24 protein-coding genes and 1 pseudogene are annotated in these 23,281 nt (G+C 66.8%); 11 read left to right on the forward strand and 14 right to left on the reverse strand.

Going from position 1 to position 23,281, the window contains the following annotated elements:
* Positions 1–3: 3 nt before the first annotated feature.
* The gene (locus ACLMAL_RS17755; protein WP_412000067.1) at positions 4–246 is read right to left on the reverse strand and encodes a MoaD/ThiS family protein; all 243 of its coding nucleotides are present in this window, start codon (positions 244–246) and stop codon (positions 4–6) included.
* Positions 239–1,297: a GTP 3',8-cyclase MoaA gene (gene moaA, locus ACLMAL_RS17760; protein WP_412000068.1), complete on the reverse strand. Its 1,059-nt coding sequence runs from the start codon at positions 1,295–1,297 to the stop codon at positions 239–241. The genes ACLMAL_RS17755 and moaA overlap by 8 nt, the downstream gene beginning before the upstream one ends.
* A gap of 139 nt (positions 1,298–1,436) precedes the next feature.
* Between moaA and glp the strand changes: the two genes are divergently transcribed.
* From glp to ACLMAL_RS17775, 3 genes are all read left to right on the forward strand, one after another.
* Positions 1,437–2,642 carry a gephyrin-like molybdotransferase Glp gene (glp, locus tag ACLMAL_RS17765; RefSeq protein ID WP_412000069.1) on the forward strand — a complete coding sequence of 402 codons (1,206 nt, stop codon included), beginning with the start codon at positions 1,437–1,439 and terminating at the stop codon, positions 2,640–2,642.
* Between the two features lie 79 nt (positions 2,643–2,721).
* Positions 2,722–3,804: a bifunctional molybdenum cofactor biosynthesis protein MoaC/MoaB gene (gene moaCB / locus ACLMAL_RS17770; protein WP_412000070.1), complete on the forward strand. Its 1,083-nt coding sequence runs from the start codon at positions 2,722–2,724 to the stop codon at positions 3,802–3,804.
* On the forward strand, positions 3,791–4,228 hold the full coding sequence (locus ACLMAL_RS17775) for a molybdenum cofactor biosynthesis protein MoaE (RefSeq protein WP_412000071.1): 438 nt from the start codon (positions 3,791–3,793) through the stop codon (positions 4,226–4,228). Before moaCB ends, ACLMAL_RS17775 begins: the two co-directional genes overlap by 14 nt.
* A 29-nt stretch (positions 4,229–4,257) precedes the next feature.
* On the opposite strand, the gene ACLMAL_RS17780 is transcribed toward ACLMAL_RS17775, so the two are convergent.
* The 3 genes from ACLMAL_RS17780 to ACLMAL_RS17790 all read right to left on the reverse strand — a co-directional run bounded on the left by ACLMAL_RS17780 (position 4,258) and on the right by ACLMAL_RS17790 (position 7,511).
* Positions 4,258–5,292, reverse strand: a complete 1,035-nt coding sequence (locus ACLMAL_RS17780) for a CobW family GTP-binding protein (protein ID WP_412000072.1) — start codon at positions 5,290–5,292, stop codon at positions 4,258–4,260.
* A gap of 96 nt (positions 5,293–5,388) precedes the next feature.
* Positions 5,389–6,837, reverse strand: coding sequence for an N-acetylmuramoyl-L-alanine amidase (locus tag ACLMAL_RS17785; RefSeq protein WP_412000073.1), 1,449 nt, complete (start codon positions 6,835–6,837; stop codon positions 5,389–5,391).
* A gap of 197 nt (positions 6,838–7,034) precedes the next feature.
* Entirely contained in the window at positions 7,035–7,511 is a 477-nt protein-coding gene (locus ACLMAL_RS17790; RefSeq protein ID WP_328404529.1) for a sigma-70 family RNA polymerase sigma factor, read from the reverse strand.
* 328 nt (positions 7,512–7,839) lie between these two features.
* Between ACLMAL_RS17790 and ACLMAL_RS17795 the strand changes: the two genes are divergently transcribed.
* From ACLMAL_RS17795 to ACLMAL_RS17810, 4 genes are all read left to right on the forward strand, one after another.
* Positions 7,840–8,211, forward strand: a complete 372-nt coding sequence (locus ACLMAL_RS17795) for a hypothetical protein (protein ID WP_412000074.1) — start codon at positions 7,840–7,842, stop codon at positions 8,209–8,211.
* A 53-nt stretch (positions 8,212–8,264) separates the two neighbouring features.
* Entirely contained in the window at positions 8,265–9,014 is a 750-nt protein-coding gene (locus tag ACLMAL_RS17800) for an SDR family oxidoreductase (RefSeq protein WP_412000075.1), read from the forward strand.
* Positions 9,015–9,166: 152 nt separating this feature from the next.
* Complete coding sequence (locus ACLMAL_RS17805) at positions 9,167–10,378, forward strand: MFS transporter (RefSeq protein WP_412000076.1); 1,212 nt, start codon at positions 9,167–9,169, stop codon at positions 10,376–10,378.
* Positions 10,379–10,383: 5 nt separating this feature from the next.
* Positions 10,384–10,785, forward strand: coding sequence for a PaaI family thioesterase (locus ACLMAL_RS17810; protein WP_328404537.1), 402 nt, complete (start codon positions 10,384–10,386; stop codon positions 10,783–10,785).
* A gap of 27 nt (positions 10,786–10,812) precedes the next feature.
* Here the strand turns inward: ACLMAL_RS17810 and ACLMAL_RS17815 are convergent, their stop codons facing one another.
* Positions 10,813–11,670, reverse strand: a complete 858-nt coding sequence (locus tag ACLMAL_RS17815) for a cyclopropane mycolic acid synthase family methyltransferase (protein ID WP_412000077.1) — start codon at positions 11,668–11,670, stop codon at positions 10,813–10,815.
* A 430-nt stretch (positions 11,671–12,100) separates the two neighbouring features.
* Here ACLMAL_RS17815 and ACLMAL_RS17820 point away from each other — a divergent pair.
* Positions 12,101–13,207 (forward strand): annotated as a pseudogene (locus ACLMAL_RS17820) (transcription termination factor Rho, short form); the annotation flags it as partial.
* 108 nt (positions 13,208–13,315) lie between these two features.
* Here the strand turns inward: ACLMAL_RS17820 and ACLMAL_RS17825 are convergent.
* Positions 13,316–14,455 carry an MAB_1171c family putative transporter gene (locus ACLMAL_RS17825; protein WP_412000078.1) on the reverse strand — a complete coding sequence of 380 codons (1,140 nt, stop codon included), beginning with the start codon at positions 14,453–14,455 and terminating at the stop codon, positions 13,316–13,318.
* Positions 14,456–14,630: 175 nt separating this feature from the next.
* On the opposite strand from ACLMAL_RS17825, the gene ACLMAL_RS17830 reads away from it, so the two are divergent.
* Both ACLMAL_RS17830 and ACLMAL_RS17835 read left to right on the forward strand, forming a co-directional pair.
* Positions 14,631–15,053 carry a hypothetical protein gene (locus tag ACLMAL_RS17830; RefSeq protein ID WP_412000079.1) on the forward strand — a complete coding sequence of 141 codons (423 nt, stop codon included), beginning with the start codon at positions 14,631–14,633 and terminating at the stop codon, positions 15,051–15,053.
* 4 nt (positions 15,054–15,057) lie between these two features.
* On the forward strand, positions 15,058–15,591 hold the full coding sequence (locus tag ACLMAL_RS17835; RefSeq protein ID WP_412000080.1) for a DUF6886 family protein: 534 nt from the start codon (positions 15,058–15,060) through the stop codon (positions 15,589–15,591).
* On the opposite strand, the gene ACLMAL_RS17840 is transcribed toward ACLMAL_RS17835, so the two are convergent.
* Positions 15,508–15,999, reverse strand: a complete 492-nt coding sequence (locus tag ACLMAL_RS17840) for a hypothetical protein (RefSeq protein WP_412000081.1) — start codon at positions 15,997–15,999, stop codon at positions 15,508–15,510. The genes ACLMAL_RS17835 and ACLMAL_RS17840 overlap by 84 nt on opposite strands.
* Before the next feature lie 60 nt (positions 16,000–16,059).
* Between ACLMAL_RS17840 and ACLMAL_RS17845 the strand changes: the two genes are divergently transcribed.
* The gene (locus tag ACLMAL_RS17845; protein WP_412000082.1) at positions 16,060–16,422 is read left to right on the forward strand and encodes an NmrA family NAD(P)-binding protein; all 363 of its coding nucleotides are present in this window, start codon (positions 16,060–16,062) and stop codon (positions 16,420–16,422) included.
* A gap of 68 nt (positions 16,423–16,490) precedes the next feature.
* Here the strand turns inward: ACLMAL_RS17845 and ACLMAL_RS17850 are convergent, their stop codons facing one another.
* From ACLMAL_RS17850 to ACLMAL_RS17875, 6 genes are all read right to left on the reverse strand, one after another.
* On the reverse strand, positions 16,491–17,387 hold the full coding sequence (locus ACLMAL_RS17850) for a TIGR03619 family F420-dependent LLM class oxidoreductase (protein WP_412000083.1): 897 nt from the start codon (positions 17,385–17,387) through the stop codon (positions 16,491–16,493).
* 188 nt (positions 17,388–17,575) lie between these two features.
* Positions 17,576–18,910, reverse strand: a complete 1,335-nt coding sequence (locus ACLMAL_RS17855; RefSeq protein WP_412000084.1) for an MFS transporter — start codon at positions 18,908–18,910, stop codon at positions 17,576–17,578.
* 182 nt (positions 18,911–19,092) lie between these two features.
* The gene (locus ACLMAL_RS17860; RefSeq protein ID WP_412000085.1) at positions 19,093–20,565 is read right to left on the reverse strand and encodes a hypothetical protein; all 1,473 of its coding nucleotides are present in this window, start codon (positions 20,563–20,565) and stop codon (positions 19,093–19,095) included.
* Positions 20,566–20,655: 90 nt separating this feature from the next.
* Positions 20,656–21,321: a response regulator gene (locus ACLMAL_RS17865; protein WP_412000086.1), complete on the reverse strand. Its 666-nt coding sequence runs from the start codon at positions 21,319–21,321 to the stop codon at positions 20,656–20,658.
* Positions 21,318–22,505: a sensor histidine kinase gene (locus ACLMAL_RS17870; RefSeq protein WP_412000087.1), complete on the reverse strand. Its 1,188-nt coding sequence runs from the start codon at positions 22,503–22,505 to the stop codon at positions 21,318–21,320. The genes ACLMAL_RS17865 and ACLMAL_RS17870 overlap by 4 nt, the downstream gene beginning before the upstream one ends.
* 85 nt (positions 22,506–22,590) lie before the next feature.
* Positions 22,591–23,247: a TMEM175 family protein gene (locus ACLMAL_RS17875; protein WP_412000088.1), complete on the reverse strand. Its 657-nt coding sequence runs from the start codon at positions 23,245–23,247 to the stop codon at positions 22,591–22,593.
* Positions 23,248–23,281: the final 34 nt, after the last annotated feature.

Here is a 23,281-nt window from a genome sequence, read left to right on the forward strand (position 1 = left end):
GCTTCAGCCGCCTGCGAAGGGGGGCAGGACATCCACGCGGGGCGTGAGGGGGGTGGAGGGGTCGCGGGTTAGTTCGTCGCCTATCAGGTAGGCGCAGACGGCGAGCATTTTGTCCAGGTTGGGGCCGTAGGACTCCGCCAGGGTGGTACGCAGGTCCGCGATGGTTGCGTCAGCGGGGAAGTCGAGGGTTTCTTTGTCTTTGCCGACGACGTCGGCGATTGCGGCGAAATAGCGGATCTCAACCACCGATGGCTCCCATCGTGCGTTCCGGGGGGACGAAGTCGGCGGCGTCTATGCCGTGGCCTGCCCATTTGTTCCACATGGCGCCGCGCCAGATGGTGGCGATCTCGATGTCGTCGGCGCCGGAGCGCAATGCCTCACGCAGATCGAATTCCTGGTCGCTGAACAGGCAGGAACGGAGCATGCCGTCGGCGGTGAGGCGGGTGCGGTCACAGGTGTCGCAGAACTTGCGGGTGACGGTGGCGATGATGCCGACCGTCGCGGGGCCGCCGTCGACCAGCCAGGTTTCGGCGGGGGCCGACGGGTCCGACCGGCCTGCCGCGGTGAGGTCGAAGCGGGCGCCGAGCACATCGAGGAGTTCCGCGGCGGTCACCATATTGGCGCGCGCCCACTCGTGGTCGGCGTCGAGCGGCATCTCCTCGATGAAGCGCAGCTCACATTCCTCGTCCAGACACCAGCGCAGCAGATCGGCCGCACCGGGCAGGGTTTCGCGCATCAGAACAGCGTTCACTTTCATCGGTGCCAGGCCCGCGTCCCGTGCCGCGCGAATGCCTGCGAAGACCGACTCGAGGCGGTCGCGGCGAGTCAGCTTGGCGAAGCCGAGCCGGTCGACGGTATCCAGCGAAACATTCACCCGACTCAGCCCGGCCGCCGCCAGACCGCGCGCGCGATGGGCGAGACCGACACCGTTGGTTGTCATGGCCAGCGGGGTCCCGGGTAAGCGTTCATGACAACCGGCGATGATCCGTTCGAGGTCGCGCCGCAGCAGCGGCTCGCCGCCGGTGAAGCGCACTTCGCGCACCCCGAGTTCCCGCACGGCCAGCGCGACCAGCCGCACGATCTCCTCGACGGTCAGCAACTCCTCGTGCGGAATCGCAGGCAGCCCCTCCTCGGGCATGCAATATGTGCAGCGCAGCGAACATTTCTCGGTGATAGACACCCGCAGATCACGGGCGGTACGACCGAATCGGTCCACCAGGAACGGCGTGTCGGGGCGTCCATCGAGCGAGGGCCGCCCAGACCGCACAGCGGGAATCCCCATCTGGACCAACGTCACCTCTCTATTATGACCGCTCTACCAGCGTCGCCTAGGGCCGGACCACACCAACTCGACCTCACAAACACCGAGATCAGCGCGTGAGCGTTCGTGCGAAGCGACAAGAGAACTCGAAGGGGTCGGCGATTAGGCTGATCGCATGACCTCTCGGCCCGCCACGTCCCAGGTCCGGTCCGTCGACGACTACCGGGACGCCATCGAACAGCTGCTGCGACCGCTGGCGGCGCGCACGGCCGAATCCGCCCCGGTGCCCGCGGCGCTGGGCAGGCAGCTGGCCGCGGATGTCCACTCGCCGGTCGACCTGCCGGTCTTCCGCAACTCCGCGATGGACGGGTACGCGGTGCGGTCGGAGTCCGTCGTGGTCGCCCCGGTGGTACTGCCGGTCGCGGGTGTCGTCGCGGCAGGCAGTCCCGGTGCGACACCGTTGCCACCCGGCGCCGCGATGAAGGTAATGACGGGTGCGCCGATTCCGCCCGGCGCGGACTGCGTGGTTCCAGTGGAGGACGTGCATGCCGACGGCGCGACGGTGACCATCGAACGCGGCCGCAGCGCAGGCGAATTCGTGCGGGAGCCCGGCACCGACGTGCGCACCGGCGAGCTGCTGGTTGCGGCCGGAACCAGGCTCGCACCCAGGCATATCGCGGCGCTTGCCGCCGTCGGTCTGCCTTCGGTGCCGGTATTACGGCCCATCCGCGCGGCGGTGCTGACCACCGGCGACGAGCTCGTCCCCGCCGGGACGCCACTGCAGCCGGGGCAGATCTACAACTCCAATGGCATCGCACTCGCCGCGGCGCTGACCGCGAACGGGGTGCTGGTCACCGCCGTCGAGCACAGTACCGACGACCCCGGAGCTTTCCGCCGATTGCTTACTGCCGCAACGGAATCCGCCGATATCGTGTTCACCTCCGGCGGCGTGTCCAAGGGCGATTTCGAAGTGGTCAAGGAGGTGCTGCAACCGCTCGGCGGGCAATTCGGCTCGATCGCGGTGCAGCCGGGCGGCCCACAGGGCCTGACCGTCGTCGACGGCGTTCCGGTACTGAGCTTCCCCGGCAATCCGGTCAGCACCATGGTGTCCTTCGAGGTGTTCGCCAGGCCGATCCTGCGCAGGCTTGCGGGACTGCCCGAGGTCTGCACCCGTGAATTGCCGCTGCTGGAACCGGTGAAATCGCCGTCGGGGCGGCGGCAGTTCCTGCGTGGCCGGGTGACCGACGCGGGCGTCGAGGCCGTCTCCGGTCCGGGATCGCACCTCATCGCCGGAATGGCATGGGCGGAGGTACTGATCGATATCCCGGCGGAGGCGACCTCGGTCCCGGCCGGCACGACCGTGCTCGTCCGATCGCTGTGAACGCCGACACCCGATCACGTGACGGTGGCACGGAGGTCCCCTTCGCCCACCGCGGCACCGCTGTGCCAATGTGGACGTCATGAGTGAGTTGTCCCATGTCGACCGCGAGGGTCGCGCCCGCATGGTCGATGTGAGCGCGAAGGCCGACACCACCAGGATCGCGGTCGCGGCCGGTGAGCTGCAGACCACTGCCGAGGTGGTGGCGCTGGTGCGAGCCGACGACATGCCGAAGGCCGATGTGCTGTCCACGGCCAGGATCGCGGGCATCGCGGGCGCGAAGAAGACCTCGGAACTCATCCCGCTCTGCCATCAGCTCGCGCTCTCGTCGGTCAAGGTCGAGTTCGCATTCACCGACACCACCATCACGATCGAGGCCACCGCGAAGACCAAAGGCCCCACCGGCGTCGAGATGGAGGCCCTCACTGCGGTCGCCGTCGCCGGGCTCACCCTGCACGACATGGTGAAGGCGGTCGACCCCGCCGCGACCCTCAACGGCGTGCGACTGCTCACCAAAGAAGGTGGGAAGCACGGACATTGGGTACGTGCCGATGACGAAGCGGCGCAATCCCGTGCGGCAGGACCGGTCCCGCCCGCGGAAAGCGACCTGCAGCAGGTGTCCGGCACAGCCCACGCGACTGAGATTCCGAGCGACACAGCGCAGCAAGCTATTTCGGATGCCGAGCCCCGCTCGGCCGTGGTCGTGGTCGCCTCGACCGGCGTCGCGGCGGGCAGCCGAATCGACACCACCGGGCCCGTGCTCACGCAATGGCTCACCGAACTCGGCTTCGCGGTACGCGGACCGCTGGTCTACGCCGACGCCGAAATCGCCGTCGGCCTCGCCGACGCGCTGCGCCTCGCGCCGGCGTTGGTGATCACCACCGGTGGGACCGGCGCCTCCCCCACCGATGCGACGCCGGAGGCGACGCTGGCCGTCATCGATCGCGAGCTACCCGGCGTCGCCGAGGCGATCAGGCAGCGCGGCACCGCGAAATTCCCCCTCGCCGCGCTCAGTCGCGGCGTCGCGGGATTGGCGGGCCGCTCGGTGATCGCGAACCTGCCCGGTTCGCCCGGCGGAGTGAAAGACGGTATGGCGGTGCTCGAGCCGCTATTGGATCATCTGCTCGCGCAAGTAGCAGGAGGCGGCAGCCATGACAACCAGTGAACACGCGGCCGTGCGCCTCGCGGCCATCAGCGATCAGCCGCTGAATCCCGCCGACGTCGAGGCGGCGGTCACCGGACCCGAGCACGGGGCCGTCGTGGTGTTCACCGGCAAGGTCCGCAATCACGATGGCGGACAAGCCGTTTCCGCGCTGGAATACTCGGCCCATCCCGAAGCCGAACGGTTCCTGCGGAACTGCTGCACCGAACTGGCCGCATCCTCCGGCCTTCCGGTCGCCGCCGTGCACCGCATCGGTGCACTGACCGTCGGCGATCTCGCGATCGTCGTCGCAGTCGCGGCGCCGCACCGCGCCGAGGCGTTCGCCGCCTGTGCGGAATTAGTGGACCGGATCAAACACGAGGTACCGATCTGGAAGCGCCAGTTGTTTGCCGACGGCCTATCGGAATGGGTCAACGCCTGCGGGTAAGTGGTCCCGGATTTACCTCTTCCAGGAACTCAGTGCAGCGTGTAGCGCCAGATGCCGAGCATGGTCTGTGGGTCGAGCGGCTCCGCGGCCGTATGCACCGTCTCGTGCAATCGCCGCAGCGCCGTCTCGGTGGGCAGCCCCGCGCCGATGAGCACCAACTGGGTGGTGCGCGGCTCGCCGCGACGCCAGTTGTCCGGTTCGAACACGATGTGGTTGCCCACCATGTGCAGGACGAACTTCCGGCGCTCCGCGGCGACGCCGAACGCGGCGAAGCCCTTCGCGCGGAACAGGCCGGGCGGCGGGTCCTCCAGGAAGCCGATGAGGCGGCGGGGGTCCAGTTCCCGTTCGCTGGTGAAGCTCACACTGGTGTAGTCGTCGTGCAGGTGCCGGTGGTCGTCGTGCGCGTCGTGGTTGTGGTCGAAAAGCAACTCGTCGAAGCTCAATTGCTCGGCGACGCGCGGTGCTTCGCGCATCGGCTCGTCGAACAGCAGCCCGGGATCGATGCGGCCGTGGGTGGTCGCGTATACCGGCACCTGCCCGATCTGCTCGGCGATCTCCTGCCGCAACCGCTCCAGGTCCGCCCGTGGCACCCGATCGGCTTTGTTGACCACGACCAGATCGGCGAGCCGCAGATGTGCGGCGAGTTCGGGGTGTTGTGCCCGGCTGGCCGGAAACTGTTCGGCATCGACGACCTCGACGAGCCCGCCGTACCGGATACGCGGGTTCTCACTGCCGACCACCATCCGAATGAGGTTGCGCGGTTCGGCGAGACCACTGGCCTCGACCACGATCACATCGATCCGGGCGCGCGGCTCCGCCAGCCGGGTGAACAGTTCGTCGAGTTCGCTGACGTCCACCGCACAGCAGACACATCCGTTCCCGAGCGACACCATCGCGTCGACCTGTCCGGCGACCAACATCGAATCGATATTGATAGCGCCGAAGTCGTTGACCACCACGCCGATCCGCGTGCCCCGATTGTTGCGTAGCAGGTGGTTGAGCAGCGTCGTCTTCCCGGATCCGAGGAATCCGGCGACGATCAGAACTGGAATCCGGTCAGCCACCCGGCCCACCTTAGTGCGCGCCCGCAACACATCACCGCACGACCGAACGCCACCCCCGGCAAGTGGCGGGGGTGGCGTTCGGCTGCGGTATGCGGACTATTTGGACGGGCCGAGCAGCGCGCTGGCCAGGGTGTAGGCCAGGTTGATCAGCTCCGAGGTGACCACCGTGTTGTCCATACCGAGCGACCTGGCCAGCGGAAGCAGCATCTGCATGACCGTGCCGACGAGCCCGCTCATCGAGGTGGTGGCACCTGGCGCTGTCTTGCCGGGCGCGGTGCCCTGTGCTTGTGGCGCGGTCGGTGACTGCGGCGATGTCTGCGACTGCGGCGAACCAGGAACGGCCTGTGGTGCGTTCGGCACAAGTGCGGGCCGTATCTTCCGTACCCTTGGGTTGGCCTGAGCCTGCGGTGCAGCTTGAGCCTGCGGTGCGGCCTGAGCCTGCGGTGCGGCCTGAGCCTGCGGTGCAGCTTGAGCCTGCGGTGCGGCCTGAGCCTGCGGTGCGGCCTGAGCCTGCGGTGCAGCTTGAGCCTGCGGTGCAGCTTGAGCCTGCGGTGCGGCCTGAGCCTGCGGTGCAGCTTGAGCCTGCGGTGCAGCTTGAGCCTGCGGTGCGGCCTGAGCCTGCGGTGCGGCCTGAGCTTCCGGCGCGGACTGCGGCACCGCTTCGACCTTCGGCGCGGATTGCACGTGCGGCGTGCTCGGCGAGAGCACCGCGGCCGGACGATCGACGGCCGAGCCCGTCTGCCCCACCGGCGACGGCGCACCGAGCAGATAGCCGACCAATCCGGTGGTGATGGTGATGGCGTGCTTCAGCTGCCCGTCCGAACTCTCCAGCAGCGCAGCATCTTCGGTATTGCCGCCGTTGCCCATCTCGACGAACACATCGGGCACCGTGGTCAGCGCGGGACCGGCCACGTCCGCGCGGGTCTGCAGACCGTCCTGCACACCCGCGTAGGCGGCGGAGGGGAAACCCTCCTTCAAGTACGCGTCGCGCACCGACTTCGAGGCTGCCAGACCCGGGCCCGCCTGGACTTGATCCGCCTTCGCGTCGGGAATCGGCAACTCCGGAATGATTACGTGGAAGCCACGGAACTGCGCGGGGGCGCTGTCGGCGTGGATGCTCACCGCGACATCGGCGCCGGATTGATTGGCGGCCTTTGCCCGTTCGTCGACACAGCCGCCCCAGCCGGTGTCGTCCTGACGGCTGAGCACCACCCGCGCGCCGAGACTCTCCAGCGAGGTTTTCACCAGCTGCGCCACGTTCCAGTTGATGGTGTGCTCAGGTATGCCGTTCACCGTGGTCATGCCGGTGGTCTGGCAATCCTTGGTGCTGCCGCGGCCGTTGTCCACCTGCCGCGCCAAGTCTTCCGAGTGATTCGGCCCCTGATGGCCCGGGTCGAGGAATACCGTCTTGCCTGCGAGCTTGTTGGCCATTTCCGGTGACACCGGATCGGCGTGTGCGGTGACCGGGACCAGCCCGGAGAGCGTCACTGCCACCGCCGCTGTGACGGCGCTGCAGAAACCGGCCTTGATGATGCTTGGCTTCATGTTCGGTCGGCGCTCCGGAATGGAGCGCCCCTCCCTTCCCACTAGTAACACCAAACCCAGTGGTTTACTCTTGCAACGCCAGCGCCAGCAAAGCAAGCTCCGTTACCGAAATGTGACCATCACAGATGGCAATCGTGCCTGATCAGACCGCCGCAACCAGGCCGTGACGCGACCGCGAGAACTCGCACAGCACCCGCTCAGGCAACGATCGGCAACCGCCGTAGCGAACGCAAGGCATAGTGCACCCGAGTCTTGACCGTGCCGACCGGTACGCCGATGTCGTCGGCCACGTCCTGATACGCCCGGTCGCGCAGGATCACCTCCACCACCGCCTCACGCTGCGACTCGGGCAGCCGCGAGAGCAATTGCGCAACCAGCAGCCCATCGACAATGCCCTCGGAGAAGTCTGGGTCGGCGTAGCGGATATCGCTGAGCTCCGCGACCTCGTCCCATCCGGTGTCGCCGGGACGGGCCGCGCGGGCACGGCCGATATCGATCATCACGTTGCGCTGGATCGCGAGCAACCAGGTGCGAACAGTGCCTTTACCCGCGTCGAACTGGGCACATGAACGCCACGCCCGCAGCAGCGTCTCCTGAACGGCCTGTTCGGCAAGGCCGGAGTCGCCGAGTCCGCGCATCGCCCGCCAGTGCAGCAGCGCTCGATCCGCGGTCAATATCGTGGCAATGCCGTCATTCGTACACAGCCGCGCACAACGGTCCCCACAGACGGGGCGCCGGTCCGCGATGCCGGTGACCGGGCGAATACTTCTCATACAACAGATATCGCGGCGACGACGCCGAGTGACAACGCCCGTCGCATGTGGATTCCGCGCAATTCCGCCCGTCACCGGGTGATGTGCAGAGTGGTTGTCGCCGTGATGGAAATCTCCGATTCAGCCGAAATCCATCACCGACTCTGGTAGATCTTGCCCGGGAGATTCGGGGATCCCCGCAGGTCAGCTGCTCACGGGCGGCGAGAGCACGATTCGAGGAGAAATCGCCATGCGTGCAAGCACGCTCATGATCGCGGGAGCCATGGCCTCTGCGGTGACACTGCTGGGCTCGGGCACGGCCGCCGCCGCTCCAGCCACCACCATGCCCGGGGACGGCCTCTACCTGGTCGGCGTCGACATTCTTCCCGGCATCTGGGAGGCCCCCGGCACCCCGGACCAGGCCAACGGCTGCGATTGGCGGCGGTTGCGCAAGGTGGAGGGCGACAACACCGACCAGCACTACATCATCAACAACGACTTCACCCGGCTCACGCCGGTGCGCGCCGAGATCAAAGCTACCGACGTCGCCTTCAAGACCGTGAGCTGCGGCCCATGGCGCATGCTGCCCCAGCAGGCACGGACCGGTTCGTTCGGCGGCTGAACCGGCGCGACCGATCGATGGCCTGTCGACTCGCCTGGCTAGGGTCGGCATCCATGACGAGGAGCAAGATTCTGATCACCGGCGCGAGCGCCGGGCTCGGCGCGGCGATGGCGCGGGACTTCGCGGCCAAGGGACGCAACCTGGCACTGTGCGCGCGGCGAGTCGACGCGCTGGAATCGTTGCGCGACGAGCTCGTCGCGGCACATCCAGGGATTACAGTCGCGGTCCGCGCGCTGGATGTCGATGATCATGCCGCAGTGCCGCGGGTGTTCGGCGAGCTGCGCGATGAACTCGGCGGCCTCGACCGGGTGATCGTGAATGCGGGCATAGGCAAGGGCGCGGTGATCGGCAGCGGGCGCGCCGACGCCAATCTCGCCACCGCGACAACGAATTTCGTCAGCGCGCTCGCCCAGACCGAGGCGGCGCTCGAAATCTTCCGCGCGCAGAACACCGGGCACCTTGTGCTGGTGTCTTCGATGAGCGCGGTGCGCGGGCTCCCGGGAAAGAAGGCCGCCTACTCGGCGAGCAAGGCCGGACTGGCGGCGCTCGGCGAGGCGCTCGTGGTGGACCTGGCGAAATCACCGATCGCCGTGACGACCCTGCTGCCCGGTTTCATCGCCACCGACATGGCCGCCAAAGCGGGCGATGCACGGATGGTGGCGCCACTGGACAAGGGCGTTGCGGCGATGGTGAGCGCGATCGAGCGAGAAAGGACCCGGGCCTGCGTGCCGGGATGGCCGTGGCGCCTGATCGATCTGGTGCTGCCACGTCTGCCGAGTTCAGTGGTCGCTCGAATCGGCTGAACTACTCCGATACGCCGATGCCCGGCGGGTGACGCCCACTTCCCCTCACCCGCCGGGCATCGGCGTTGGTGTCACACACGCCTGACCTGCAAGGCACGGTGATGTCGTAATCCCGCCGGAAATCGTCGGCCGCGATCGCTGAACTGGATCGCATGTCCACCGTTCTGGTCTCCCCCGAACCCCGCGCCACGACAATCCGATCGCCGTTGCTGCGTTGGCTCGCGGTCTTCGCTGTCATGCTCGGCATCTTCTCGATCGTCACGACCGAGATCCTGCCGATCGGATTGCTGACCTCGATCGGCACCGACTTCACCATCTCCGACGGCATGGCCGGGCTGATGATGACCATGCCCGGCCTGCTCGCCGCCGTGGCCGCGCCCCTGATCACGGTGGCGGCGGCGCGCATCGACCGCAAGCTGCTGCTGTGCGCCTGCACGCTGCTGCTGGTGCTGTCCAATGCCGTCGCCGCGATCGCGCCCGACTTCTGGCTCGTGCTGGTCTCCCGGGTGCTGATCGGCATCACGATCGGCGGGTACTGGTCGATCGCGGCCGGGCTCGCCGGACGGCTGGTGCCACCGGAGTCGGCTGCCCGCGCAACGGCGGTGATCTTCTCATCGGTTCCGCTGGGTTCAGTGCTCGGCGTGCCCGCGGGCACCCTCGTCGGCAGCCTCGCCGGCTGGCGCGCGGCATTCGTGGTGCTGGCGATCCTGTCGGCCGGAGTGCTGTTGTTGCTGCTGATCGCCTTGCCACCACTGCCTGCCGTCCAGGCCGTTCGCCTGTCGACATTGCGGGCCGGGCTCCGTGGCAGCGGCATTCGATCCACCCTGCTGGCAACATTTTTCGTGGTACTGGCGCAGTTCGGCACCTACACCTACGTGACGCCGTTTCTGGAACAGGTCACCGGTGTCGGTGCGGCCACCATCACGATGCTGCTGCTGATCTACGGCGTCGCGGGTATCCTCGGCAACTTCCTCGGCGGCGCGCTGGTCGCCCGCCGCCCACGCACCACGCTCGGCGGTGCGGCGACGCTGATGGCCTGCGCGACGCTGCCGCTGCCGCTGCTGGGGCGATGGGAAATTGGTGCGGCGCTACTGCTGATCCTCTGGGGTATCGGGTACGGCGCGGTGCCGGTGGCTTTGCAGACGTGGTTCGCCACCGCGGTGCACAGCACAGCGGAAGTGTCCTCGGTGCTGTTCACCGCTTCTTTCCAGGCGACATTCTCCCTCGGCGCGCTGGTCGGCGGTGTGATAGTGGACCGCACCACGCCGTCGACGGTGATGCTGCTCGGCGGTGCGACCGCCCTGCTCGTGCTCGTCATTACCTCAGGGGTAATCGACGCAAGACGGACCCGTCGGGCAAGCTGAGAACCATGATCGATGAGACGGGCACCAAGCTTTTCCATCAGTCCATGCCGTTCACCGAACGGCTGGGGGTCGAAGTGCTCGAGCACGGGCCGGGGCTGGTGCGCAGTCGGATCGCATGGGACGAGTCGCTGTGCACGCTGGGCGGTGTGCTGCACGGCGGTGTGCTGATGTCGCTGGCGGACTCGACCGCCGCGGTGTGCGCATTCCTCAATCTGCCCGAGGGCAAGCAGGGGACGACGACCGTCGAGTCGAAGACGAACTTCCTGCGGGCCGTGCGATCCGGTCATGCGATCGCCTCCGCACGGCCGCTGCACGCGGGGCGTTCGTTCATCGTGGTCGAGACCGAAATCCACGATGCCGCAGACAAACTCGTCGCGAAGGTGACGCAGACCCAAGCGGTTCTGTGATCGGTGCCGCGGGCCGATGCCCGCGGCCTACTTCACCAGCGTGAACTGCATGACGTCGATATTCCCCTTACGGAAGCACACCGCACACCCGGTGAGGTACTTCATATACCGCTCGTAGACCTCCTCCGACGCGATCCGCACCGCATCGTCGTGCCGGTGTCGTAGCGCTTGCGCCCACAGGTCGAGGGTGCGCGCATAGTGCAGCCGTAGCGCATCGATCCGCTCGGTGCCGAGCCCGGCCCGGCCTGCGAACCGGGTCACCTCGGGGGCCTGCGGCAACTGCCCGCCGGGGAAGATGTGTCGCTTGACGAAGATCTGGAACAGCGCATCCTCCCGCGTCACCGGAATCTTCATGCGCCGCAGGTCGGCAAGGGTGTGCCCGATGATGGTGTGCAGCAGCATCCGGCCGTCGGGCGGCAGCATTCGATGGCACACCTCGAAGAACGCCGGATACCGCTCGCGGCGGAAATGTTCGAACGCGCCGATGCTGACGATCCGGTCGGCGTTGCCCTCGAATTCCTCCCAGCCCTGCAGCCGAATCTCCACGTCCGCGAGGCCCCGCCGGTCGATCTCCGATCGGACATGCTCGAACTGGTTGCGGCTCAGCGTGAGCCCGACGACCTTCGCGCCGTACTGCTGTGCCGCACGAAACATCGTTGCGCCCCAGCCACATCCGACGTCGAGCAGCGTCATGCCGGGTTCCAGGCCCAGCTTGCCGAGCGCGAGGTCGATCTTGGCGAGCTGGGCCTGCTCGAGCGTCAGGTCGTCGCGCTCGAAATACGCACAGCTGTAGGTCATCGATGGGTCGAGAAACAGCTGGTAGAACTCGTCGGACACGTCGTAGTGCGCCTGAACTTGCTGGTAGAACGGTTTGAGGTCGGTCATCGCGCATCTCCTTCCAGCTCCGGTCACAGAGTAAAGCGCAACACGCCGTCGAGCCGTTCTCAGCATTCGGCGAAAGTTGTGAATCCGTGCCCGAGCCGACCACCGCGGCCGCCTTCCGTAGCCAGGCTGTGACCTCGATCAATTGCGCACAGACGTTCGAGCGTGTACTATCGCCGGTGTCTCTGCAGTGGATGTAGGAGTACCTCCCACCGAGACATTTTGAGATTCCTTTTCTGTATCGGCCCATTCGGCCGCCTCGAAATCGTTTCCCTCGGAAGCAAGCGATCTTCCTCGCAGCGTGCATTCGACCGCTGCCTGTTACGGCTGTTCGCCGTACCCCCACACACACCATTCAGAAAGAAACACCATGAACAACAACACTTTTACACCCGACGGGATCGCGGTGAGCGAGCCCGGACAGCAGCAACGACGCCCCGTGCGCGGCATCCTCGACATCGTCGAGGACCGCAACGCCGCCCTGCGTGTGGACGGCTACCTGTCCGGACCACGCGATATCCACGTCCCGCCCCGACTGATCCGCGAATACGGTTTGCGCCGTGGCGATTTCATCATCGGCACCGCTCAGCCCGGCACGCGCGGTGACAAACTCGACCCCCTGCACCTGATCGAGACGGTCAACGGGCAGGACCCGCGCCGCGCACAATCTCGGCCGGACTTCGCCGATCTGGTCCCGATCTATCCAAATCAGCGTCTGCGCCTCGAGACCGAACCGCATGCCATGACAACCAGGGTCACCGACCTCGTCATGCCCATCGGCAAGGGTCAACGCGCACTCGTCGTCGCACCGCCGAAGGCGGGCAAAACCTCTGTGCTGCAAGCCATCGCGCACGGCATCGCGAAGAACCATCCGGAGTGCGAACTGATGCTGGTGCTGGTCGGCGAGCGTCCCGAGGAGGTCACCGACCTGACCAGGTCGGTGCCCGCCGAGGTCGCCGCCGCCACCTTCGACCGCGCGCCCCGCGAGCACATCGCGCTCGCCGAACTCGCCATCGAACGAGCCAAACGGCTGGTCGAGATGGGCCGTGACGTGGTCGTCCTGCTCGACTCGCTGACCCGCCTCGCCCGCGCCTACAACAACGCGGCCCCGTCCTCGGGCCGCGTACTCTCCGGCGGCGTCGACGCCGCCGCACTCGCTCCGCCGAAACGATTCCTCGGTGCGGCCCGCAATATCGAGCACGGCGGCTCGCTCACCATCATTGCCACCGCACTGGTGGAAACCGGATCGCTGGCCGACACGGTGATCTTCGAGGAATACAAGGGCACCGGCAACGCCGAACTGAAACTGGACCGCGCCACCGCAGGCCGCAGTGTCTTTCCCGCCATCGATATCGCCCAGTCCAGCACCCGCAAGGACGAATTGCTGCTCACCCCAACGGAATTGACGGCCACCCATCTGCTGCGCAGGACCCTCACCGCGGTAGACGGCCAGCAGGCGATTGATCTGCTGCTGGAAGGCTTACGCAAGGCCCCGACCAACGCCGAGTTCCTCACCCAGCTCAACACTCCCCGCCGCTGACGGCGACCTTTAAGGCTCCTTTAAGCGCATGTCAAGCCCTCCGAGGCATTGTTTATCTCAGCCCGGTCGGGCCTGCATTCGGAGGGGGATGCAGGGACGGCCGGGCATTTACGTTCCGACCCGCGTCTGCACGCCGGTCCGCTCCGCCGCGCGAGCCACGGGCCAGACGCGAGCCAGGTCGAGCAAGTGCCGTAGCTCGGTGTCGAAGTCTTGGGCGGTCAGTAGTGGCCGTCGTGCATTTCGCGAATGCTCCGCCGTGAGCCCACTTCGCCTGGCGTGCACCGCATGTGCAAGACGGTGGGCGTACTGGATCGGCTCCGACTCCGATCCGGACTCGCAGGTGCGCGCGAAGTTCGCGGCGGCGAGATGCGGCCCGAGGTGCATCAGGGCATCGCGTATCTCGACGGTCATGCGGAGCAGGCGAGCATCGGCATTCCTCGACGTATCCATAGCCGAGGACAGCACGATCTCCGGCACGGCCGCGGTGAGATCGCGCCACAATGGTTGCAGCCGACGGCAGGCTCGCGCGGCAGGATCCAGGCCCGACCTCGCGATCAGCAGAATGACCAGCGGGACGGCGGTCAACGTGGCGTAATACGCGACGCACAGGGTGACTGCCGCCTCGATCCGCGGCATTTGCGGACCCAGGGCAGGCCATCCGGTGCTCGCTTGGGCGATCGAGACCGCCTCGGTGAGCCACATGTATATGACTCCGACACCCAAGGCGTAACCGATGACGGTCTCCCGCGCGGACAGATCGCCGCGCCGAAGCTCGCGGATGCCTGCCCGGAAGAACACGAAAGTGTTGATCGTCAGCGGAATCCCGAACGCGTATCCGACGGCAATGCCCTCCCCGTCCATGCGCAGGTCCAGCAATCGGCCGTCATGGCGTGCGGAGGTCCCGGCCAGCAGTATCACGACGGCGGCGGCAACCGCGACGCCACTGTAGAAGCGTTGGCGCCGCCATACGGTGCTCGGATCGCCGCCAGTATCGGCGAACGTGCCGATACCGTGCAGGTTCGTCATCGCGAGGAGAACGCAGCCGAGCGCCAGCTGATTCGCCAGACTGGCGATCTGGGGCGTTATGGTGCAGCGGTACAGCAGCAGCCCAGCGAGGCTCCACAGGAACGTGCGATTCATCAGCCGATCGATGATCGTTTCCCGGACGAACAACAGCCGACCCACCAGAACAGCGGTGACGTAACCGATCACCGGCCAGGCAACGAATCCGGTGACCGGAATCCACATCGTTGTACCTCCCGGTCCAGCGGAACCGATGCTCGTGCAGAATACCGGCCGCACCGCTGTGCGCATTCGGTGGAACTCGGGGCAATCCGGTCCGCGGACGCGAAGATTTTCCGGCGGCGATGACAATACCGCTGGTCCAGTCTCATTGAGCCGCACATTGTTCCGAATCCAGCCGATGCGGGAACCATTGGCCGCCCGGACGCGTCAGACGAACATGGACATCCACGCCTACTCCACCGAGGCCAGCACGCCGGTGGATCCCACCGAGGCCGAGCGCATCGCCGATCACTATCTGTCCGGCGATGACGATGCCGAGCGGGGCATCACGAACCTGCTCACCGAATTCGACTGTTGCTACACCGTTGTCGCGATCTTCCCGCCGCCACCCGGGACCGACCCGCACACGCCCCCGCTGCCACCCGCCATCGGCGGCTCGGTCAGCGTCATCGACAAGTCGACCGGCGCCGTCTCCTACTGGCCGAGCTACCCGGCAGATCTCGTCGCCGAGCAGTACGCCGAGGTGCTGCGCACCGGCCGGCTGATCATCGAGCCGGACTGGCCCGCGGAGGATGACATCGATCGGCCGGAGGACGAGTAGGCGCGTGTACCCCGAACCTGGTCAGGTACTGCACTTCTCCGAGGATCCGACGATCCGACGATTCGTTCCGCGCAGCACGGCGACACCGCAACCCGAGGCGTATGTCTGGGCAGTCGACGCGCCCAACGCGCCGAGCTACTGGTTTCCACGCAACTGTCCGCGGGCCATGGCGTGGACGACGCCGGCAACCACCGACCTCGACCGTGACCGAATCCTCGGTGCCGGCGGCGGCACCCGCGTGCATGCCATCGAATATTCGTGGCTGGATGCACTGCCGAACACGGCGCTATACGCGTATCGCCTACCTGCCGAGTTCTTTCGGCCCATCGGCGGCGCGCAGCCACATGCCTGGGTCGCTACCGTTCCCGTCGATCCGCTCGGACCGCCCGAACCGGTCCACGACCTGATCGCCCTGCACGAAGCGGCAGGCATCCAGCTCCGCGTCCTCACCAACCTATGGCCGTTCTGGGACGCCGTGACTACGAGTTCCGTCGGCTTCAGCGGCATTCGGCTCCGTGGCGCGCGACCACGCCTGTGAGCGGTGTCCGGCGAGCTGGCCCATGATGCGGCGGTGATCTTGCTCGGTGGCCGGAAGTTGCGCCACCAGTAGCAGATCGGGATTCTCGACCAGACGCAGCTGAAACAGCTCGAGGCGCTGATCGTCGGGACGGCTGCCGACGATGGCGCGGAATTGGCTGAGGACGGCGCGAGCGGCGGGCTCCCAGCGGCGCATCATGGCACGATTGCGCTCGACGGTGAACATCCACCACAGCAGGTTGCGGCGCTCGGGCCGCAGCACTCCCGGATCGGTGCGCACCCGTGCGAAAGCTTCGTTCCAGACGACGAAATCGAAGCAGCCGTCGTGGATCACCGAGACATTCGGCATCATTGCATCCACCAACCGCTGTAGCCGCGAAAGCTCTTCTGCGGGTGGATATTCCCGCACCGGGTCGGCCAGTCCGGCGCTTTCGATCGGCCGATCGTCGACGGGAACGGGGAGCTGCTGTTGAATCTCGCTGTTCGAGAAGATATTCCGGTGTCGCTGATCTCGGTGCAGGATATCGGCGCCTTCGCCGCCATCGCCTTCGACCGGCCTGCGGACTACCGCGGTCGCACCGTGCCACTGGCGGGCGACCGGCTCACGCCGCCGCAGATCGCCGAAACCTTCGGCCGCGCAGCCGGACTCCCCGCCCGCAGTCACCAGGTGCCGATCGAACAGGTCCGTGCCTTAGACGAGCAGGTGGCGAAGATGTTCACCTACTTCAACGAGCGGCCCGATGCGCCGATCGATGTGGCGGCGCTGCGTAAGGACCACCCCGGCCTGATGGATCTCCCCAGCTGGCTGCGCAGCACAGACTGGAAGCCATGAGCGGCGCCACCGAGGCCCCGGCCGCGCACCGGCCGGGGCCTCGCTGGTGCCAGTGCAAACAGATCGACTCAGCGCAACAGGTCGAACAGGCGGATCGCCGTTTCCATGGTGCTGTCGAAGGAATCGGTGACATACATCAGATCGACGAAGAAATCATCGAACGCAGTGTCATCGGCGACGCGGCGGATCGTCTCGGCGATCTGCTCGGTCGACGTACCCGCTCGAACATTGACCCGGAGGATCGTCTCGATGGTGGCCGGATCACGATCGGCCTGCTCCGCAGCCGTGTCGACGACGGTGCGCAGCTCACGCAGTCGAGACCCCCACTCCGGTGGGCCCGGTACCGGCACGACCGGCAACCAGCCGTCGGCGCGGCGACCGACACGCTCCAGACTGGCCGGAGTGAAGCCTGCGAGATGAATCGGCGGCCGTGGACGCTGCACCGGCTTCAGTTCGGCGCGATGTTCCGGCACCGAGACCAGGCTGCCGGTGTAGCTCGCGGGATCGGTGGTCCAGATCGCCTCGAGCGCGTCGAGGGTCTCCTCGAGCCGAATTCCACGCTTGGTGAACGGCACACCGGCGGCGTCGTACTCCTCCGGTGACCACCCGATTCCGAAACCGGCCACCAGCCTGCCCCTGCTCGCCACGTCGATCGTGGTCAGCGAACGAGCAAGCAGCGCAGGGCGATGCAGCGGCGCGATCAGCACATTGGTGCCCAACCGCACCCGCTCGGTCGTCGTGGCCGCCATGCCGAGCAGCAGGAACGGATCGAGCACCGAATTGAACTCGCCCGGAACCGTGGGACCTCCGCCATAGCCGACCTTCGGATTCGTCGCCGCGATCAGCCGCTCACCGACCCACAGACTGTCCGCCCCGGCTCTCTCCATCTCCGCCGCGAACTCCGCCACCCGATAGCCCTCATGCGCATGCACGCCATGCTGCGGTATCGAAACACCAACCTTCATCCCCCCGTCCTACCAAACAACCCGCACCACTCGATCACCCCGCCATCAAAACCCGATCATCACCACGAACGGGACATGGCGGAGGCATCGGCCGAGAAGCCACTGCGCCATGTCCCGTTCCTGGTGCCTGCGGATTATTCACCTGAGATTGCCTCGAGTGGTGGTCGAGGCGGGAGGCCGTGTGCTTGTCAGGTTGCGGTCGCGGCTGTAGCGACGATGGGTAGTTCGCCGCTGTCGGCATCGGGGACTTCGGTGCCACGCAACGAGGTTCCTGCGGTTTCGCGCAGGTATGTCCAGGCCAACAGGCCGATCAGCGAGGCGCCGACCATGTATGCCGCGGGGAACAGCGACCAGCCGGTGGCCTCTATGGCAGCTTCATTGACCAGCGGGGCAGTGCCGCCGAATACCGCGGTGGAGACGTTGTAGCCCAAGGCGAATCCCGCGTAGCGGACGTGGGTGGGGAAGATCGCGGGGAAGGTCGAGCTGATGGTCGAGAGCTGCGGCACGTACAGCAGGCCGAGAACAATGAATCCCGCGATGGCCCAACCGGTTCCCTGTCCCATGAGCCAGTACATCGGGAGGGCGAACACGGCGAGACCGACCAACGAGAACAGCCACATCGGGCGACGGCCGACGCTGTCGGACAATCGGCCGAAGAACGGCAACACCGCCATCATCACGAGCTGACCGATCAGCATCATCGCCGTAGTGGCCGACTCCCCCATGCCGATGGTGTGCTGCAGATAGGTGGGCTGGTAGGTCAGCAGCGTGTAATTCACCACGTTGAGGGCGACGACGAGTCCCGCCAGGGTGAGCACCTCGCGCCGATAGGTGGTCACCAACTCACGCAGGCCGCCCTTGGGGTGCGACTGCTCGGCGACCTCGGTGAACACCGGGGATTCGTCCAGGTGCGAGCGCAGATACCAGCCGATCAGGCCGAGCGGCACCGCGAGCAGGAACGGCACGCGCCAGCCCCAGTCGTGCATCGCATCCGAGCCGAGGACGAGCTGACAGGCCAGCACCACCGCGGAGCCGCCGACGAACCCGCCGAGGGTGCCGAACTCCAGGAAGCTACCGAAGAAGCCCCGCCTCTTGTCGGTGCACGTTTCGGCCAGATACGTTGCCGCGCCGCCGTATTCGCCGCCGGTGGAGAAGCCCTGCACGACGCGCAGCGCGACGAGCAGGACCGGCGCAAACCAACCGACCTGTGCGTGCGTCGGCAGCAGGCCGATGGCGCCGGTCGCGGCAGCCATCAACAGAATGGTGGTGGCCAGCACCGCTTTTCGGCCGAGCCGGTCACCGAGCGGGCCCCAGACCATGCCGCCCAGCGGACGCAGCACGAACGACACGGCGAATCCGAGCATGGTTCCCAGCGTGCCGAGGTCGCCGGGGAAGAACGCGTCGGTGAGGTAGGTGGCCGTCGCGGCGTACACACCGTAGTCGAACCATTCGGTGGCATTGCCCATGGCAGAGGCGGCGACGGAACGCCGTAACGGTACCGCCTCCGTTGCGCGATCGGTCATGTACGCCTCCTCTCCCGCCATCCCAGCGGACATCATTTCGTGACAGCCCACTCCGAACTTCAGAGTTTCAGCACGAAACCAACCGATACCCGCGTTTCCCGGAGGGCAAACCCGACCCCGCCGTGACCACCCGCCGACATGGCCGTTGCGACCTGCGCAAACAACGTCAATTGTGAGCGTCGTCACTCTGACATGAATCGGCTCTCAGCTGCGCGGACACCTGATGGCAATCGAGCCCGACCACCGGACCGCCCGGGCCGGGGCCACCACGCGCGGGCTACCGCGATCGCGAACGCCAGCACCGACAACCACCCGAACCAGTCGCCGAACCGCACGTAGATCGTGGAGCCGGAGTCCAGTGGAATCGACGCCGCCACCGAGCGCGTGATCGCGACATCCGTTTCCGCTGACGCGAGAACGTGACCGCGCGAATCGCTGGCGACCAATGCACCGAGTTGCGGCGCCCGTGCGATGCCGACGCCAGATTCGATGCCGCGGATCACCGCCATCCGACTGTGCAGCCAGCGGTCGTCGGTGAAGTCGAGCGCAGGCACCAGCAGCAAGGTGGCGCCTCGCCGCCGGTTCTCACGGACAAGGGATGGTCGATCCAGGTCGAAACACACTGCCAGTGCCCAGGGTTCGCCAGGCACGCGCTGCCACTGGGTGCCCGGTCGCAGCTCGTCCTCCAGTCCGCGGATCAGGTAATGCTTGACGTAGACGACACCGGACGGATAGTCGATCGCGGCGTTGACACTGGTGCCATCGGTGGTGAGGATCAATCCCGCGACGACGTGGATATTGCGACGAATGGCGACGTCCGTCAGCGGGCCGGACAGCAGCGGCAGCGTCGATTCATCAGCACACCAAGCCTTTTCGGGGAATACCACCGCTCGCACACCTTGATCGGCGAGCCGTTCGATCTCGATGACCGCGCGCGCCACCATGTCCCGGCCGTCCGGCGAGTCCACCGCGATGTAGTCCGGCGGCTGGGACAGGGCGACAAGGCCGACTCGCACCTGGTCACGCTCCGGTGCAACGGCCAGGTGCCAGCACCCGAATACGGCGACCGCGACGAGCACCACGGCGCTCGCACCGGCAGCGCGGAGTCGCTGCGCGTGCGTCACCGCGGGCGCGACGAGCACCGCGATGGTCGCGGGGACGAGCAGGATCAGGAACGTGATACCCCACGGTCCGGTCAGCGCCGCCGATTGGACCAGCGGCAGCACGTCGGCCTGGGTGTAGGCGATGCTCCACCACGCACCGAACGGCCCGGTGAGCGCGAGCAGGAACTCGAAGCTCACCCAGCCCGCGGGCAGCGCAAGCAGGGCGAGGCCAGGACGGCCGCGTAGCAGCAACGCACGCATGATGACCACCACTGCGCCGGATACACCGGCGGTGGCAACCAGGAGCAGCACCGTGACCGAAACCGGCTGCTCCAAGGTCTCGGTGAAGTAGGGCCACAGCTGCAGTCCGCCACCCAGCCATGACAGGGCACCCGCGAGAAACGCCGCGACGACCGATACTCGCGCAGCGAGCAGCAGCACCGGCAATGGCGCGAGAAATACCAAGCCGGGCAACGGATGTAGGCCGGTGCCGTAGCGCCACAGCACCGCGGACAACAGGACCGCCGCGGCCTGGGTCAGGAAACACTTCATCGAGGAACTCCACGGATCGTTGATCGGTTGCGATCCGATGCTCCTCGCGACGACCGGACCACCGCATCGCCGAGACGAGCGGTTTCCGGCTCACTCGCGGGTGCGACCAGGGATGACCAGGCCCGCCTCATAGGCGAAAACCACGGCCTGCACGCGGTCGCGCAACCGCAACTTCGTCAGCACCGAACTGACATGGGTCTTCACCGTGTGCTCGCTGACCACAAGCGCCGCGGCGAGTTCGGCATTGGACAACCCCGTGGCGAGCCGGCGCAAAATCTCGCGTTCGCGTTCGGTCAGGTCGTCGAGCTGTCTGACCAGCTCGGGGCGGGAATGGCCGCGGTGGACGAGATCGGCGATGAGTCGGCGGGTGACAGTGGGTGCGAGCAACGCCTCTCCCGCGGCGACCACACGAACGGCCTCGACCAACTCCTCGCGGCGCACGTCCTTGAGCAGAAAGCCGCTCGCACCGGCCCGCAGCGCATCGTAGACGTATTCGTCGAGGTCGAACATGGTCAGCACCAGCACTTTCGCGTCGGTCTCCGCGCAGATGCGCCGGGTCGCGCCGACTCCGTCCAGGCGCGGCATCCGCACGTCCATGACCACGACGTCCGGCGCCAAAGCGATGGTCTGCTCGATTGCCTCCAGCCCGTCGGCGGCTTCACCGACCACGGTGATGTCGGGCTGGGCGTCGAGGATCAGTCGGAAGCCGGCACGGAAGAGGTCCTGATCGTCGACAACGAGCACCCGCATGCTCAACTCTCCTGTGCGATGGGTAGTTCGGCGGCCACATCGAAGCCACTGCTCGACGGTCCGTAGTGCAGTCTTCCGCCGGTGCCACCGACGCGTTCGCGCATACCGAGCAGGCCGTGCCCGTTCGTTCCAGGGCCCTTCCCGCTCGGCCCGTCCGTGTCCGCATCGCCCCTGCCGTCATCGGACACCCGGACCGTCAATCGATCCTCCGACCACCGCAGCGACACCCGCACGCAGGTGGCGTGCGCGTGCTTCCTGGTGTTCGTCAACGCCTCCTGAACCACCCGATACGCGGTGACCGCGACCTCGCCGGAAACCGAACGGCGTGGCCCGTATTCCTCGAAAGAGGCGGCGAGCCCACTGCGCCGCGACATCTCGACCAGGTCGGCTATCGCATCGATGCCCGGTTGATGCGGCAGGTCGACCGCCTGGCCGCGCAATGCGCCGAGACTGTGCCGAAGTTGTTGCACCGCTTCGCGGCCCGTATCGGCGATGCCGGCGAAGGTCGCGTCGGCCCGTGCCGGATCGACCCTGGTCAGCAGCGGCCCTGTCTCGGCTTGCACGATCATCAGTCCGACCGAATGCGCGACGATGTCGTGCATATCGCGCGCTATCCGCAACCGTTCCCGGTCCACCGCGGCGACCCGCTCCTCGTCGAGCCGACGCGCGCGCTCCTGCAGCATCTCGATCTGCGCGCGCCTGGCCCGCACTCCGGCGCCCAGCGCCCACGCGGTGGCAAAGGACATGGCGGCGTAGCCATAGGAGTCAGGGCTCTCGTTGGGGACGACCAGCGAGAAAAGGACGCCGACGCTCACGCCGACCAGTGCCGCGCGCCGTAGCCCGGTCGGACTGTAGGCGGCAATCGTGTACGCGCAGACGATGGTGCCGTAGGGCAGCGTCGGCATGGCGTGCAGGCACGCGAGCACGGTGATGGCCGGACCGACGACGAGCAGCACCAGAATGGGCGCGCGCCGACGCCACAGGACAGGGGCGGAGGCCAGCACCGAGAGGCCGACGATCCACCATGAGGCACCGTCGACCACGGCAGGCCCCACGGAGGCGATCGTGACCGCGGCGGCGATGACGGCATCGAGCAGCCCCGGCGGGAAAGCCCGGACCCGCTCGGTCACCCGCCGTGCCACCGTGTCGGTGGCACCGACCGCGCTCGAGACCGCACTCCGAATATTCATAGCGATCCAGTGTCTCCCGAGCGCCACCGCGGGCGCCTCACTCGTCCGGGTGATCCGACCCTCACCGGGACGGGCGAGTGCCGAGCTAGTCCAAGTCGTCGCCCGGCTTCGTCCCTCGGCCCTGGCTGGTGAAGCCATAGAAGATGGCGACGACGAGGTAGAGGATCAGGGCGGCCACCGGCTGGATGAGGCCGACGCCGATGCAGACTGCGTAGATCACGATGCCCGGGTAGGCGCGCACGCTCTCACGCCGGGCGAATGCGGAATCGAAGCCGAGTTCGAACAGTTCGGGTCTGCTCATCAACCGCCACCACAGCGGCGCCCACGGCACGGTCATCATCACACCGGCGATGCCGTACAGCGCGGCGGCGGCCTTGGCGTCGTTGCCTGTGCCGTGCACGGCGTGCTCCGCGAGAACCATGGTGGGGAACGGCAACACGGAGACGCCGAGCAACAGCATCAGATTCCACCAGCGCAGCACGTGGTCGACATGGCGCAACCTGCTGAAGAACGCGTGATGGTTCATCCAGATCACGCCGATCGTCAGGAACGACGCCAGATAGGCCACGTACGAAGGCCAGATATGGCCGAGCGCACCGAGCAGATGCCCCGGTTCGTACTCGGGCAATTTGATCTCCAGAATCAGCAGCGTGATGGCGATCGCCATCACGCCGTCGCTGAAGGCTTCTACTCGGGCGGTACCCGACAACTGTCCACTCGGGACCAGCTCCTCATCATCCATTTGCGCAGCGTAACCCCTTGGCAGTCACGAATTT

The organism is Nocardia sp. CWNU-33, from assembly GCF_046764895.1.
In the GTDB taxonomy this organism is placed as follows: Bacteria; Actinomycetota; Actinomycetes; order Mycobacteriales; family Mycobacteriaceae; genus Nocardia.